Here is a 13,773-nt window from a genome sequence, read left to right on the forward strand (position 1 = left end):
CGGCCGGCTACTCGCCCCGGCCCGCCAGGTCACGCAGCCGGCGGGTCTGCGCCTCCCGCTCGGCCCGTTGCTGCTCGGTGTGGGAGCGGCCAGCGGCACCGGCGAGCAGCGCCTTGATCTCCACCACCGCGTCCCGGTCGCCGGCGAGCAGGCCGGCGGTGAGGTCACGGACCGCCGCGTCCAGCTCGGCGTTCGGCACCACCAGGTTGGCCAGGCCGATCCGGTCGGCCTCGGCGGCATCCATCCGCCGGCCGGTGGCGCACAACTCCAGGGCGCGGGCGTAGCCGACCAGCTCAACCAGCCGCTTGGTGCCGGCCAGGTCGGGGACCAGACCGAGGGTGACCTCGGCCATCGACAGCTTGGCGTCCTCGGCGAGGACCCGCAGGTCGCAGGCGAGCGCGAGCTGGAAGCCCGCGCCGATGGCATGACCCTGCACGGCCGCCACCGAGATCACGTCGGGGCGGTGCAGCCAGGTGAAGCCCTGCTGGTAACCGGCGATCCGGTCGGCGCACTCCTGCTCGGGCAGGGTGGACAGCTCGGCGAAGGAACCCGGGCCCTGGGCACCGGCCACCGACAGGTCGAGGCCGGCGGAGAACGACCGCCCCTCACCGCGTACCACCACGACGCGCACGTCGCCGGGCAGGTCCCGGGAGAAGTCGCTCATCGCGCGCCACATCGCCGGAGTCTGGGCGTTGAGCACGTCGGGCCGGCACAACGTGACCGTCGCGACCGGCCCGTCGCAGTGCAGTAGCACCCCGGTCGTCTCGGCGGTCACCGGACCGCCCGGGGCGTGCTGACGGACGACGCTGGTGGGCGGGTCACGCCTTCTTGCGACGCCGGGCGCCGCCGCGCTGTCGCAGCTGCACACCGGACTCGGTGAGCACGCGGTGGATGAACCCGTAGGATCGCCCGGTCGAGGCGGCGAGCGCGCGGATGCTCTCCCCGCCGGTGTACCGCTTTACCAGGTCCTTGGCGAGCGTCTGACGCTCGGCTCCGACGATCCGGCGACCCTTCTCAGTGCTGGTGGCTGTGCCAGTGGCTGCCATGCTGATTCCTCACGTCCCAGACTGTGCGGTTCGATACGGTCCCACCTATTAGACCGTCTCGAACGATCATGCGCCAGATATCAACTCTTCGCCAACCGACACGCTATGCAGTGTCGTCAACCCGATAGAGTGACCCTCCGCCCGGTCACCGGTTGCTACCGCGCCGTGGCGGTGCTGGTGGGCGGCCCGTAGCCTGCCGGTCGTGACCGACCTGCTGGGCGACGTGAGCGCGGCGACGGCCGTCTTCGCCGCCACCAACCTCGACGACATCGTGGTGCTGACCGTACTCTTCGTGGCCGCCCGCGGCACGGGACGACCCCGCCCGTGGCAGATCGTCACCGGTCAGTACCTGGGCATCGCCACCCTCGTCGCGGCGGCCCTGGTGGCCGCCGCCGGCCTGCTGGTGGTGCCCGACCCGTGGACCGGCCTGCTCGGGCTGCTGCCGGTCGCGCTCGGGGTCCGGGCGCTGCTGGCCCGCACCGACGACGACACCCCGCCGGCCGTGGTCGGCGGCCTGCTGGGGGTCGCCGGGGTGACGGTCGCCAACGGCGCGGACAACATCGCCGTCTACGTCCCGGTGTTCCGCTCCCTCGACCCGGCCACCGGGCTGGTCTACCTGCTGGTCTTCGCGTTCCTGGTCGCCGTCTGGTGCGGTGCCGCCGCGCTGCTCGGCGGGCACCCCCGGGTGGTCCGCCTGGTCGGCCGGGCCGGGCACTGGCTGGTCCCGGTCGTCTTCGTCGCCATCGGCCTGGTGATCCTGGTCGGCTCGGGCGTCCTCGGCCGGCTGGCCGACCTCGCCCGCTGACCACCGGACGCCCCTCGTCCACCGACCGCCGGCCCGGCGACGTCGCCCGCCGACCACCGGCCGGGCGGCCGACCACGGGCCGCTGGCCACGGGCTGCCGGGGCGACAGCGGTGACCGTGGCGGTTCACGGGCCGCCGGCCGTCGCGGGCGGGGTCGGGGTCGGGGTCGGATCAGGCCAGTTCGACCAGTTCGAGGAGGTCGTCGCTCCAGGCGTCCTCGTCGCCGTCGGGGAGCAGGATCGCCCGGTCCGGCTTGAGCGCGAGCACCGCGCCCGGGTCGTGGGTGACCAGGACGATCGCGCCCGGGTAGCGGGCGATGGCGTCGAGCACCTGCTCCCGGCTGACCGGGTCCAGGTTGTTCGTCGGCTCGTCGAGCAGCAGCACGTTCGCACCGGAGCAGACCAGGGTCGACAGGGCGAGTCGGGTCTTCTCGCCACCGGAGAGCACCCCGGCGGGCTTGTTCACGTCCTCTCCGGAGAACAGGAAGGCACCGAGGATCTTGCGGAGGTCGGTGTCGGACTGCTCGATCGCCGCCGCCCGCATGTTCTCCAGCACCGTCCGCTCCACGTCCAGCGTCTCGTGCTCCTGGGCGTAGTAGCCCAACCGCAGGCCGTGCCCGGCGTGCACCTCGCCGGTGTCCGGTGGGAGCAGCCCGCCGAGCATCCGCAGCAGGGTGGTCTTGCCGGCACCGTTGAGCCCGAGGATGGCCACCCGGGATCCGCGATCCACCGCGACGTTCACATCGGTGAAGATCTCCAGCGAGCCGTACGACTTGGAGAGGCCGGTCGCGGTCAGCGGGGTCTTTCCGCACGGGGCGGGGTTGGGGAAGCGGACCTTCGCCACCTTGTCGGAGACCCGTACCTCCTCCAGGCCGGAGATCAGCTTCTCGGCCCGGCGGGCCATGTTCTGCGCGGCGACGGTCTTGGTGGCCTTGGCCCGCATCTTGTCGGCCTGCGCCATCAGGGCGCCGGCCTTCTTCTCGGCGTTGGCCCGCTCCCGGCGGCGGCGACGCTCGTCGGTCTCGCGTGCCGCCAGGTACGCCTTCCAGCCCAGGTTGTAGACGTCGACCACGGAGCGGGTGGCGTCGAGGAACCAGACCTTGTTGACCACCGACTCCAGCAGCGAGCCGTCGTGGGAGATCACGATCAGCCCGCCCTTGTGGTTGGCGAGGAAACTGCGCAGCCAGGTGATCGAGTCGGCGTCGAGGTGGTTGGTGGGCTCGTCGAGCAGCAGGATGCCGCCGCCGTTCTCCCCCGCGTCGCGGAACAGGATGCGGGCCAGTTCGATGCGGCGACGCTGGCCGCCGGAGAGAGTGCCGATGGTCTGGGCGAGCGCCCGGTCGGGCAGCCCCAGGTTGGCGCAGATCCGGGCGGCCTCGGCCTCGGCGGCGTACCCACCCAGCGAGGCGAACTGGTCCTCCAGCGCGCCGTAGCGGCGGACCAGCTTGTCGTCGGCGCCGTCGGCGAGCTGCTGCTCGATCTCCTTCATCTGGGCCATCAGCACGTCCAGCCCCCGGGCGGAGAGCACCCGGTCCCGGCCGGTGACCTGCAGGTCGCCGGTACGCGGGTCCTGCGGCAGGTAGCCGATGGCGCTGCGCCTGTCGATCTGCCCGGCGTACGGCTGCCCCTCGCCGGCCAGTACCTTGAGGGTCGTGGTCTTGCCGGCGCCGTTACGACCGACCAGTCCGATCCGGTCACCGGGCTGCACCCGCAGGGTGGTGTCGGACAGGAGGATCCGGGAGCCGGCGCGCAGTTCCAGGCCGGTGACACTGATCATTTCCGGTACTCGCTCTCGGGGGTCTGGAAGGGCTGACTCAGGGCACGCGAAAGCGCCGGCGGGTCAGTGGTTCCCGTCGGCGCGGGGCGGTTCAGCCTTCGCAGCGCAGCACCCGACAAGTGTACCGGGCGGCCCGACGCACACCCTCCGGATTACCGTACAAGATCATCGGGTACCGAAAACGCCGTCCGGACCCGGTCCGGTACCGCAACCCTCAGACGTGACGAATCGGTGATCGGGGTCAACATGGAGCTGAACGAGAACGCGCGGATCGACACCGGCCAGGTGGACGACCGGCGAGGGTCCGGTGGGGGTGGCGGGGCGGGCATCCCGATCCCGATCCCGGGCGGCGGTGGGCGCGGCGGCATCGTCGGCCTCATCATCGCCGTGCTGGTGGCCCTGGTGGGCGGCGGTTTCGGGCTGAACGCCATGACCGGCGGCGGGTCCGAGGCGGGCGACAACACGGCCCTGGAGCAGAAGTGCTCCGCCGACGACGCGCTCAAGCAACTGGACTGCCGCAACACCCTCTACGTCAACTCGATCCAGGCGTACTGGCGCACCGCCCTGCCCGAGCGGTTCGGCCAGCAGTACCAGCCGTCCAAGACGGTCTTCTTCAGCCAGGGCGTCAACACCGGCTGCGGCCAGGCCGACTCCGGCGTCGGACCGTTCTACTGCCCCGCCGACGACCTGGTCTACATCGACCTGACCTTCTACCAGACCCTCGCCGACCAGCTCGGTGCCGAGGGTGAGTTCGCCCAGCCGTACGTGCTGGCCCACGAGTACGGCCACCACGTGCAGGACCTGCTCGGCACCGAGGCGCAGATGCGCCGCCAGCAGCAGCGGGACCCGGGCAGCGCCAACGCGCTCTCGGTCAAGCTGGAACTCCAGGCCGACTGCTACGCCGGCGCGTGGGCCAAGAACGCCACCGGCACCGCCGACGAGCAGGGCCAGAAGATCTTCAAGAGCATCACCGAGCAGGACATCGCACAGGCGATCGACACCGCCGAGAAGATCGGCGACGACGCCATCTCCAAGCGGGCCAACCGCCCGGTCAACCCGGAGGAGTTCACCCACGGCTCCTCCGAGCAGCGCAAGCAGTGGTTCACCAAGGGCTACACCACCGGCGACCCGAAGTCCTGCGACACCTTCGGCGGCAGCCTCTGACCGGCACCGGTCGGCAGGTCGCGGCGGTCGGCGGGGCGCACGCCCCCCCGGCCGCCGTCGCCGTTCCCGGCGGCACCGCCGTCCCGGCGGCCGTCGCCGTCCCATGTCGTGCCGGCTGCGGCCAGCGTGCCGGCGGGGTTCAGGCCGGGTCGCGGACCAGGACGTGCACCGCGCGGGCGGCGGCGATCGCGGCGACCAGCACCGCGTGCCGGGGTTCGGGCACGTCGAGCAGCCGCTCGGCCCGCAGCCCGGCGAGCGGGGCCAACCGCCGGTCGGCCAGGACCGTGTCGACGGCCCGCCGGTCACCGCCGCAGACCACCGCCGCCAGCGTCGCCGCCTCCGGCAACAGCAGTCGTACGGCCAGTTCCGCCGCATCGCCCAGGGCCGCCTTGGCCTGATTGTCCCGCCGCCGGGCGAACCGCTGCTGCGACCAGCCCCCGGCGGCGGTGCGACCCTGCACGTACCGGGTGTCCACCTTGGAGACCAGCAGCTCGGTGCCGAGCGCCACGCCGACCGCCACCGCGCCCTTGCGGGCCAGCAGCAGCCCGAGCCGGCGGGGCGCGACGGCGGCGTCGACGAACCCCGGCACGTCGTCCACCTGCCCGGTGCCACCGCCCGGCGGAAGGTGCAGCTCGGCGGTCGCCCCGTCGGCGGCGGTGAGCAGCAGGCCGTACCCCTGCGGGGCGACGATGGGCGGGCCGTGCCGGTCGGTGAAACCCTCCACCCAGCGGGCGACACGGGTCGGATCGACCTCGATCCACCGGCCGCCACCGGCCGCGGGTCGGCTGCTCATCACCCGACCGTACGGCACGGCGGGCGGCTCACCGCACGACGGCAGCCCGGCGGGCGGATGCCGTCGGGGCGGGCGGGGACGACGCGGCCGGCGTGGGGGCGGCTCACCGCACGACCAGCATGGCGACGGCGAGGGCGGCGATGATCGTGCTGGACAGCAGACCGGTCAACAGTCGACCGCGCGGGCCGGCCAGCACCCGGCCGACCAGGGTGCCGCTCCCGGCGATCAGCAACTGCCAGCTCGCCGACGCGACGAAGGCCCCGAGGACGAACAGCGCGGCGGCTGCCGGTGCCGCCCGCGCCACGTCGGCACGGCCGAGGACCAGCGCCGCGAAGTAGACCACCGTGGCCGGGTTGAGCAGGGTCAACGCCAGCACCCCGGCGAACGCGCGCCCCGGCGTGTCCATCCCCCGACCCGACCCCCACCCACCCGACCCCGGACGACCCGGCTCCAGCCCACTCGGTCCCGGTCCGCCTGCCCCAGGCCCCTCCGACCCGGGCCCACCCGGCTCCGGACGAACCGGCACCGGCCCGCCCGACCCCGGACGACCCAGGTCCGGCCCGTTCGACCCCGGGCTGCCCAGGTCCGGCCCGTTCGACGGGGGTCGGGAGCGCCAGGCCCGCCAGCCGCCGTGGACGGCGAGCGCCAGCAGCACCACCGCCGCCACCACCCGCAGCGGCCCGGCGACCGGGGCGACCACGGCGGCCACCGCCGCGCCCCCGAGTACCGCCACGGCGGCGTAGAGCCCGTCGGCGGTGGCGACGCCGAACGCGGCAGCCGCGCCGACCCGCAACGAGGTACGGGCGCTGAGCCCGAGGATGAGCACCGCGATCGCGCCGACAGGGACGGCGACCCCGTAGCCGGCCACCAGACCGGCCAGGAAGGCGGCGGTCACGACGACCGGTGGCGGGCCGAGCCGCGCCCCGGACGGGACTGCTGTCGGCGCGTGGCGGTGCTCGCGCGGACAGGCCCCTGCACCGGGTACGTCTCGATCACCGGCTCATCATCGGCCCCCTGCCCGACGCCCCGCCACCGGATTGTCCGCCGCTACGGGGTGATCGACTCAACGGGGGCGAAACAGCGGTATCAGCCGGGCCCGGACACCCCTGTACCGCCCCCGTTGAGTCGATCACCCCACCCGGACCCGGGCGGGGCCGGACCCGACCCGGGCCGGGGCGGTGGACGACGGCGGGCGCGGCACCCGGTGTGGGTGCCGCGCCCGCGAGGTCGGACCGGAGGTCAGACGTTGAAGCCGAGGGAGCGGAGCTGGTCCCGTCCCTCGTCAGTGATCTTGTCCGGCCCCCACGGCGGCAGCCAGACCCAGTTGATCCGGATGTCGTCGACCAGTCCCCCGCCGGGGCCGGTGGTCAACGCCTGCCGGGCCTGGTCCTCGATCACGTCGGTGAGCGGGCAGGCCGCCGAGGTCAGCGTCATGTCCAGGGTGGCGACGTTCTGGTCGTCCACGTGGACGCCGTACACCAGGCCGAGGTCGACCACGTTGATGCCGAGTTCGGGGTCGACGACGTCCTTCATCGCCTCCTCGATGTCGGCGAGGGCCGCCCGGCCACCGGCCGACGTCGCGGCATCGCCCCCGGCCGGCGCGGCGGCACCGGCCGGCGCAGCAGCATCGGCCGGCACGGCGGTCTCCGCTGACGCGACGGCATCTGCCGGGCCGGCGGTGCCGGCAACACCGTTGGTGGCCGGCGCGGCAGCGGCCGGCGGCGTCACCGCGTCGGCCGTCGTGCTGGCGTCGCCGGTCTCCGGCGTCGCCGCGGTAGCGGTGTTCTCGCTCATGCCTCCACCTCCGTCGGGCTCACGCCCACCCCCGCGCGTGCCGCGGCGTCCTTGAACGCCATCCACGGCAGCAGCGCGCACTTGACCCGGGCCGGGTAGCGGGCGACTCCCGCGAACGCCACCCCGTCACCGAGTAGTTCCTCGTCCGGCGTGACCTGGCCACGGCCGGACATCAACGCCACGAATCCCGCGTGCACGGCGGCGATCTCCTCCGCGCACCGGCCGGAGAGCCGGTCGTACAGCACGCTCGCCGACGCCTGGCTGATCGAACAGCCGGCCCCGTCGTACGAGATGTCCACCACGATGTCGTCGACGGCGGCCACCCGTACGGTGACCTCGTCGCCGCAGGTCGGGTTGACGTGGTGCGCCTCGCCCACCTCGGCGTCGGGGTCGTCGGCGTCACGCAGCCCGCGCCCCTGCGGGCGCTTGTAGTGGTCCAGGATGATCTCCTGGTAGAGCTGGTCCAGCTGCATCAGTCGAAGATCCTCCGCACCTGTTCGAGACCCGCCACCAGGGCGTCGATCTCCTCCGTGGTGGTGTACAGGTAGAACGACGCCCGGGTCATCGCCGGCACCCCGAACCGGGTGCAGACCGGCTTGGCGCAGTGGTGGCCCACCCGCACCTGCACGCCGAGCGAGTCGAGGACCTGACCGACGTCGTGCGGGTGCACGTCGCCGAGCGCGAACGAGATGGTGCCGCCCCGGCCGACCGGCACCGTCGGGCCGAAGATCCGCAGCCCCGGCACGGTCGCGAGGGCGTCCAGCGCGTACGCGGTCAGCTCCTTCTCGTGCCACTGGATCGCCCGCATCCCGACGCCGGTGAGGTAGTCGACCGCCGCGCCGAGCGCGACGGCCTCGGCGATCGGCGGGGTGCCCGCCTCGAACCGGGCCGGCGGCGCGGCGAACGTGGACCGGGCCATCGACACCGTCTCGATCATCGAGCCGCCACCCATGACGGGGGGCATCGCGGCGAGCAGCTCGCCCCGCCCCCACAGCACGCCGATGCCGGTCGGCCCGCACATCTTGTGCCCGGTGAAGACGATGAAGTCGGCGTCGAGGTCGACCACGTCGATCGGCTGGTGCGGCACCGACTGCGAGCAGTCGAGCAGCAGCAGCGCACCCACCTGGCGGACCCGCTCGGTGATCCGGGCGGTGGCGTTGACCGTGCCGAGGATGTTGGAGGTGTGCACCAGCGCGACGATCTTCGTCCGCTCGGTGACCAGCTCGGTCAGCCCCGACTCGTCCAGCCGGCCGGTGTCGGTGACCGGGAACCAGCGCAGCGTCGCGCCCGTCCGCTCGGCCAGCAACTGCCACGGGACGATGTTCGAGTGGTGCTCCATCTCGGAGATCACGATCTCGTCGCCCGGCCCGAGCCGGAACCGCTCGTCGGCGTCGGCGCGCAGCGAGGCGTTGGAGAAGGCGTACGCCACGATGTTGATCGCCTCGGTGGAGTTCTTGGTGAACACCACCTCGTCGACGCTGGGCGCGTTGACGAACGCGGCGATCTTCGCCCGCGCCCCCTCGTACGCCTCGGTCGCCTCGGTGCCCAGGGTGTGCACCGAGCGCGACACGTTGGCGTTGTGCATCGCGTAGTGCCCGGCGAGCACGTCGAGCATCTGCCGGGGCTTGTGCGAGGTGTTGGCGCTGTCGAGGTAGACCAGCCGGTGCCCGTTGACCTCCCGGTCGAGGATCGGGAAGTCGGCCCGCACCCGCGCCACGTCGAAGCGGGGCACGTCGTCGTACTGCGGCATGCCCGCCGGGATCGCGATGGAGGTCATCGGACGCTCAGGCCCGCGCCGCGCCGGCTCCGGCGACGTACCGCTCGTAGCCCTCTTCCTCAAGCTTGTCGGCCAGCTCCGGGCCGCCCTGCTCGACGATCCGGCCGGCCACGAAGACGTGCACGAAGTCGGGCTTGATGTAGCGCAGGATGCGGGTGTAGTGGGTGATCAGCAGCAGGCCGGTGTCGCCGGTGTCGCGGACCCGGTTGACCCCCTCGCTGACCACCCGCAGCGCGTCCACGTCGAGGCCGGAGTCGGTCTCGTCGAGAATGGCGATCTTGGGCTTGAGCAGCTCCAGCTGCACGATCTCGTGCCGCTTCTTCTCGCCGCCGGAGAAGCCCTCGTTGACGTTGCGCTGGGCGAACGCCGGGTCCATCTGAAGCTTCTCCATCGCGCCGCGCAGCTCGCCACCCCAGGTACGCAGCTTCGGGGCCGCGCCGTCGATGGCGGTCTTGGCGGTCCGCAGGAAGTTCGCCACCGAGACGCCGGGCACCTCGACCGGGTACTGCATGGCCAGGAAGAGGCCGGCGCGGGCCCGCTCGTCGACGGTCATCTCCAGCACGTCGGCCCCGTCGAGGGTCACCGAGCCGCCGGTGATCTCGTACTTGGGGTGGCCGGCGACCGAGTACGCCAGGGTCGACTTGCCGGAGCCGTTCGGGCCCATGATCGCGTGGGTCTCCCCCGACCGGACGGTCAGGTCGACACCGGACAGGATCGGCTTGAGCTCACCCTCGGGCAGCTTGACCGACACCTTCAGGTCGCGGATCTCCAGGGTGCTCATTATCGGGTCACTCCATTGCTCGGCGTCGGGCGGCCGTCGGCGCCCACGGGAAGGTAGATGTCGCCGTCGCGGACCTCGACGGCGTAGACGGGAACGGGTTCGGTGGCGGGCAGCCCGGTGGGCTCGCCCGTGCGCAGGTCGAACCGGGAACCGTGCAGCCAGCACTCCAGCGTGCAGCCCTCGACCTCACCCTCGGAGAGGGCGACCGAGGCGTGCGAGCACTCGTCGTGCACGGCGTAGAACCCGCCGTCGGTGCCGTGCACGACGGCGATCGGGGTGCCGTCCACGTCGGCGCTGATCACGCTGCCCTGCGGCACGTCCCCGGTCGCGCAGATCCGGATCATGTCAGGCCCCGGCCTTCGTGAGCCGGGCCTCGATCGCGTCGCCGAGCCGCTCGCGCAGCGGCTCGACCGGGATCTTGTTGATCACCTCGGCGAAGAAGCCCCGGACCACCAGGCGACGCGCCTCGTCCGCCGGGATGCCCCGGGCCATCAGGTAGAACAGCTGCTCGTCGTCGAACCGGCCGGTCGCGCTGGCGTGGCCGGCACCGGCGATCTCGCCGGTCTCGATCTCCAGATTGGGTACGGAGTCCGCCCGCGCGCCGTCGGAGAGCAGCAGGTTCCGGTTGATCTCGTACGTGTCGGTGCCGGTCGCCTCGGCCCGGATCAGCACGTCACCCACCCAGACGGTGTGCGCCTCGTCGCCCTGCAACGCGCCCCGGTAGCCGACGTAGCTGCGGCAGTCCGGCACGTTGTGGTCGACGAGCTGCCGGTGCTCCAGGTGCTGGCCGCCGTCGGCGAAGTAGACGCCGTACAGCTCGGCCTCGCCGCCCCGGCCGGTGTACTCGACCGTGGTGGACTGGCGGACCAGGTCACCGCCGAGGCTCACCTGGACGTGCGACACCTTGGCGTCCCGGCCGAGGCGGATCTTCAGGTGCTGGGCCTGCACCGCGTCGGCGGCCCAGTCGGCCACCGTGACCAGGGTCAGCTTCGCCCCGTCGGCCACCGCCACCTCGACGTTGTCGGCCAGCGTCGCCGCACCGACGTGCTCCAGCACCAGCACCACCTCGGCGAACCGGCCCACGTCGACGAATGTGTGCCCGAAGGCCAGCCCGGTGGCGTCGTCCCCGACCACCCGCAGGCTCACCGGCACGTCGACCACGGCCTCGGCCGCGACCTCGACCAGCAACGCCTCACCGGCGCCGCCGTAGGCCAGCGCGCTGACCCGGTCGACCGGGGTGAGCACGCTGCCCACCCGGGGGTCGTCCCGGCCGATCCGCCCGACGGTGACGCCGGCCGGCAGGTCGGCGTACTCGTGGCGGACCGTACCGGTGGCGGCCTGCGCCCCACCGGTCAGCCCACGGAGCCGCTTGAGCGGGGTGAAGCGCCACTCCTCCTCCAGGCCGGTCAGGGCCGGGAAGTCGGCGACGTCGTACGAGCGGAGCGCCTGCGACTTGGTGCTGGGCGGCGCGGAAGCCTGGGTAGTCATCTCTTCCTTGGTCTGTCTGTCCGGGACGACGGTGTCGTGGGCGGCGGGGCGGCGTCAGCCGACCGCGCCCTCCATCTGGAGTTCGATCAGGCGGTTGAGCTCCAGGGCGTACTCCATCGGGAGTTCCTTGGCGATCGGCTCGATGAAGCCGCGCACGATCATCGCCATCGCCTCGTCCTCGCTCAGCCCCCGGCTCATCAGGTAGAAGAGCTGGTCGTCGCTGATCTTGGAGACGGTGGCCTCGTGCCCCATCGACACGTCGTCCTCGCGGATGTCGACGTACGGGTAGGTGTCCGAGCGGGAGACGGTGTCGACCAGCAGCGCGTCGCACTTGACCGTGCTGCGGCTGTGGTGCGAACCCTCCAGCACCTGCACCAGCCCCCGGTACGAGGTACGGCCGCCGCCCCGGGCGATCGACTTCGACACGATGGTGCTGCTGGTGTGCGGCGCGGCGTGCACCATCTTGGCCCCGGCGTCCTGGTGCTGGCCCTCACCGGCCATCGCCACCGAGAGCACCTCGCCCTTGGCGTGCTCGCCGGTCATGTAGACCGCCGGGTACTTCATGGTCACCTTGGAGCCGATGTTGCCGTCGACCCACTCCATGGTGGCGCCCTCGTGGCAGACGGCCCGCTTGGTGACCAGGTTGTAGACGTTGTTCGACCAGTTCTGGATGGTCGTGTAGCGGCAGCGCGCGTTCTTCTTGACGACGATCTCGACGACCGCGCTGTGCAGCGAGTCGGAGGAGTAGAGCGGCGCGGTGCAACCCTCGACGTAGTGCACGTACGCGCCCTCGTCGACGATGATCAGCGTCCGCTCGAACTGGCCCATGTTCTCGGTGTTGATCCGGAAGTACGCCTGGAGCGGGATCTCCACGTGCACGCCCTTCGGCACGTAGATGAACGAGCCACCGGACCACACGGAGGTGTTCAGCGCGGCGAACTTGTTGTCGCCGACCGGGATCACCGTGCCGAAGTACTCCTTGAAGACGTCCTCGTGCTCCTTGAGGGCGGTGTCGGTGTCCAGGAAGAGGACACCCTGCTCCTCCAGGTCCTCGCGGATCTTGTGGTAGACCACCTCGGACTCGTACTGCGCCGCGACCCCGGCGACCAGCCGCTGCTTCTCCGCCTCGGGGATACCCAGCCGGTCGTAGGTGTTCTTGATGTCCTCCGGCAGGTCCTCCCAGCTGGTGGCCTGCTTCTCGGTGGAACGCACGAAGTACTTGATGTTGTCGAAGTCGATCCCGGTGAGGTCGGCCCCCCAGGACGGCATCGGCTTGCGGCCGAACAGCCGCAGACCCTTGAGCCGCAGGTCGAGCATCCAGGCCGGCTCGTTCTTCTTGGCCGAGATGTCCCGCACCACCGCCTCGTTGAGACCGCGCTGGGCCGTGGCCCCGGCGACGTCGGAGTCGGCCCAGCCGTACTCGTAGCGACCGAGGGCGGCGAGCTGCTCTTCCTGGGTCAGGGGCTGGACGATCTGCTCGGTCATCTATCTGTCCTCACAGTGGTGACGGTGTTACCGGACTGGGCGCGCGGCTGGGCCGGAATGTGCGTGGTGCACACCCCGTCGCCGTGCGCGATGGTGGCCAGACGCTGCACGTGGGTGCCGACCAGACGGGAGATGACCGCCGTCTCGGCCTCGCACAGCTGGGGGAACTCGGCGGCCACGTGCGCCACCGGGCAGTGGTGCTGGCAGAGCTGCCCGCCCGAGGCGATCGTCGACGCGTTGGCAGCGTAGCCCTCGGCGGTGAGCGCACCGGCGAGTGCCTCGGACCGGGCCAGCGGATCGTCGCCGGCGTCCTCCATGGCGGCCCGGCAGCGGGCCTCCAGCGCGGCGACCTGGTCGGCGGCGAACGCCTCGACCGCGTCCGGGCCGCCGTTGCGGGCGATCCAGCGCAGCGCGGCGGTGGCCATGTTGTCGTAGTGGTGGGTGCCGCAGCGCCCCCGGGCCGCGTCGGTGAGCAGGAAGACCTTCGCCGGTCGGCCCCGCCCCCGGCTGCCCCGCACGGTCTGCTCCCGGGCGACCACGTCGCCGTCGGCGAGCATCGCGTCGAGGTGCCGGCGGATCGCGGCCGGGCTGAGACCGAGCGCCGAGCCGAGCTGGCCGGCGGTGGCCGCCCCCTGCTCCAGCAGGAGCCGGGTCACCCGGTCACGGGTGGACAGGTCGGTGGGGGCGTCCGGCGTCGGGGCCGGCGTGGCCCGCCGCGCGGCCTCCGTCCCGCGCCGCACGGCACGGCGGGACCGCGCACCGACGCCGACGGCCGGGGCGGCCGTCGACGGGTGCCCGGAGAGCGCCGCCGCTTTTTTCACAACGCCAACGTTACGTAATTCGCCGGGGGCCCGCAAACCCGACC

At 72.3% G+C, this 13,773-nt stretch carries 15 protein-coding genes; 2 read left to right on the forward strand and 13 right to left on the reverse strand.

Features of this window, described 5'->3' with window-relative positions; translation table 11 throughout:
- Positions 1 to 7 precede the first annotated feature (7 nt).
- Together FJK98_RS22935 and FJK98_RS22940 are read right to left on the reverse strand one after the other, a co-directional pair.
- Positions 8 to 775: an enoyl-CoA hydratase/isomerase family protein gene (locus tag FJK98_RS22935; protein ID WP_145920847.1), complete on the reverse strand. Its 768-nt coding sequence runs from the start codon at positions 773 to 775 to the stop codon at positions 8 to 10.
- 43 nt (positions 776 to 818) lie between these two features.
- Positions 819 to 1,046, reverse strand: a complete 228-nt coding sequence (locus tag FJK98_RS22940) for a helix-turn-helix domain-containing protein (protein WP_007072022.1) — start codon at positions 1,044 to 1,046, stop codon at positions 819 to 821.
- A gap of 202 nt (positions 1,047 to 1,248) precedes the next feature.
- On the opposite strand from FJK98_RS22940, the gene FJK98_RS22945 reads away from it, so the two are divergent.
- Positions 1,249 to 1,851, forward strand: a complete 603-nt coding sequence (locus FJK98_RS22945; protein WP_240762289.1) for a cadmium resistance transporter — start codon at positions 1,249 to 1,251, stop codon at positions 1,849 to 1,851.
- A 170-nt stretch (positions 1,852 to 2,021) separates the two neighbouring features.
- Here the strand turns inward: FJK98_RS22945 and FJK98_RS22950 are convergent, their stop codons facing one another.
- Entirely contained in the window at positions 2,022 to 3,626 is a 1,605-nt protein-coding gene (locus tag FJK98_RS22950) for an ABC-F family ATP-binding cassette domain-containing protein (RefSeq protein ID WP_145920849.1), read from the reverse strand.
- 246 nt (positions 3,627 to 3,872) lie between these two features.
- Between FJK98_RS22950 and FJK98_RS22955 the strand changes: the two genes are divergently transcribed.
- A complete protein-coding gene (locus FJK98_RS22955; RefSeq protein ID WP_145920850.1) occupies positions 3,873 to 4,790 on the forward strand; it encodes a neutral zinc metallopeptidase in 918 nt (305 codons plus the stop codon).
- Between the two features lie 139 nt (positions 4,791 to 4,929).
- Here FJK98_RS22955 and FJK98_RS22960 read toward each other — a convergent pair whose 3' ends face one another.
- From FJK98_RS22960 to FJK98_RS23005, 10 genes are all read right to left on the reverse strand, one after another.
- Positions 4,930 to 5,583, reverse strand: coding sequence for an acVLRF1 family peptidyl-tRNA hydrolase (locus FJK98_RS22960; RefSeq protein WP_145920851.1), 654 nt, complete (start codon positions 5,581 to 5,583; stop codon positions 4,930 to 4,932).
- A 103-nt stretch (positions 5,584 to 5,686) separates the two neighbouring features.
- Positions 5,687 to 6,478: a LysE family transporter gene (locus FJK98_RS22965; RefSeq protein WP_145920852.1), complete on the reverse strand. Its 792-nt coding sequence runs from the start codon at positions 6,476 to 6,478 to the stop codon at positions 5,687 to 5,689.
- A gap of 344 nt (positions 6,479 to 6,822) precedes the next feature.
- The gene (locus FJK98_RS22970) at positions 6,823 to 7,221 is read right to left on the reverse strand and encodes a metal-sulfur cluster assembly factor (protein ID WP_145922946.1); all 399 of its coding nucleotides are present in this window, start codon (positions 7,219 to 7,221) and stop codon (positions 6,823 to 6,825) included.
- A gap of 152 nt (positions 7,222 to 7,373) precedes the next feature.
- The gene (gene sufU / locus FJK98_RS22975) at positions 7,374 to 7,850 is read right to left on the reverse strand and encodes a Fe-S cluster assembly sulfur transfer protein SufU (protein WP_145920853.1); all 477 of its coding nucleotides are present in this window, start codon (positions 7,848 to 7,850) and stop codon (positions 7,374 to 7,376) included.
- Entirely contained in the window at positions 7,850 to 9,154 is a 1,305-nt protein-coding gene (locus tag FJK98_RS22980) for a cysteine desulfurase (RefSeq protein ID WP_145920854.1), read from the reverse strand. The genes sufU and FJK98_RS22980 overlap by 1 nt, the downstream gene beginning before the upstream one ends.
- Positions 9,155 to 9,161: 7 nt before the next feature.
- A complete protein-coding gene (gene sufC / locus FJK98_RS22985; protein ID WP_145920855.1) occupies positions 9,162 to 9,935 on the reverse strand; it encodes a Fe-S cluster assembly ATPase SufC in 774 nt (257 codons plus the stop codon).
- On the reverse strand, positions 9,935 to 10,279 hold the full coding sequence (locus FJK98_RS22990; RefSeq protein ID WP_145920856.1) for a non-heme iron oxygenase ferredoxin subunit: 345 nt from the start codon (positions 10,277 to 10,279) through the stop codon (positions 9,935 to 9,937). Before FJK98_RS22990 ends, sufC begins: the two co-directional genes overlap by 1 nt.
- A 1-nt stretch (position 10,280) precedes the next feature.
- Positions 10,281 to 11,423, reverse strand: a complete 1,143-nt coding sequence (gene sufD, locus FJK98_RS22995) for a Fe-S cluster assembly protein SufD (RefSeq protein ID WP_145920857.1) — start codon at positions 11,421 to 11,423, stop codon at positions 10,281 to 10,283.
- 54 nt (positions 11,424 to 11,477) lie between these two features.
- The gene (gene sufB, locus FJK98_RS23000; protein WP_145920858.1) at positions 11,478 to 12,908 is read right to left on the reverse strand and encodes a Fe-S cluster assembly protein SufB; all 1,431 of its coding nucleotides are present in this window, start codon (positions 12,906 to 12,908) and stop codon (positions 11,478 to 11,480) included.
- The gene (locus FJK98_RS23005) at positions 12,905 to 13,648 is read right to left on the reverse strand and encodes a metalloregulator ArsR/SmtB family transcription factor (protein ID WP_145922947.1); all 744 of its coding nucleotides are present in this window, start codon (positions 13,646 to 13,648) and stop codon (positions 12,905 to 12,907) included. Before FJK98_RS23005 ends, sufB begins: the two co-directional genes overlap by 4 nt.
- Positions 13,649 to 13,773: the final 125 nt, after the last annotated feature.

It is taken from the genome of Micromonospora sp. HM134, assembly GCF_007833915.1.
Taxonomy (GTDB): Bacteria; Actinomycetota; Actinomycetes; order Mycobacteriales; family Micromonosporaceae; genus Micromonospora; species Micromonospora wenchangensis.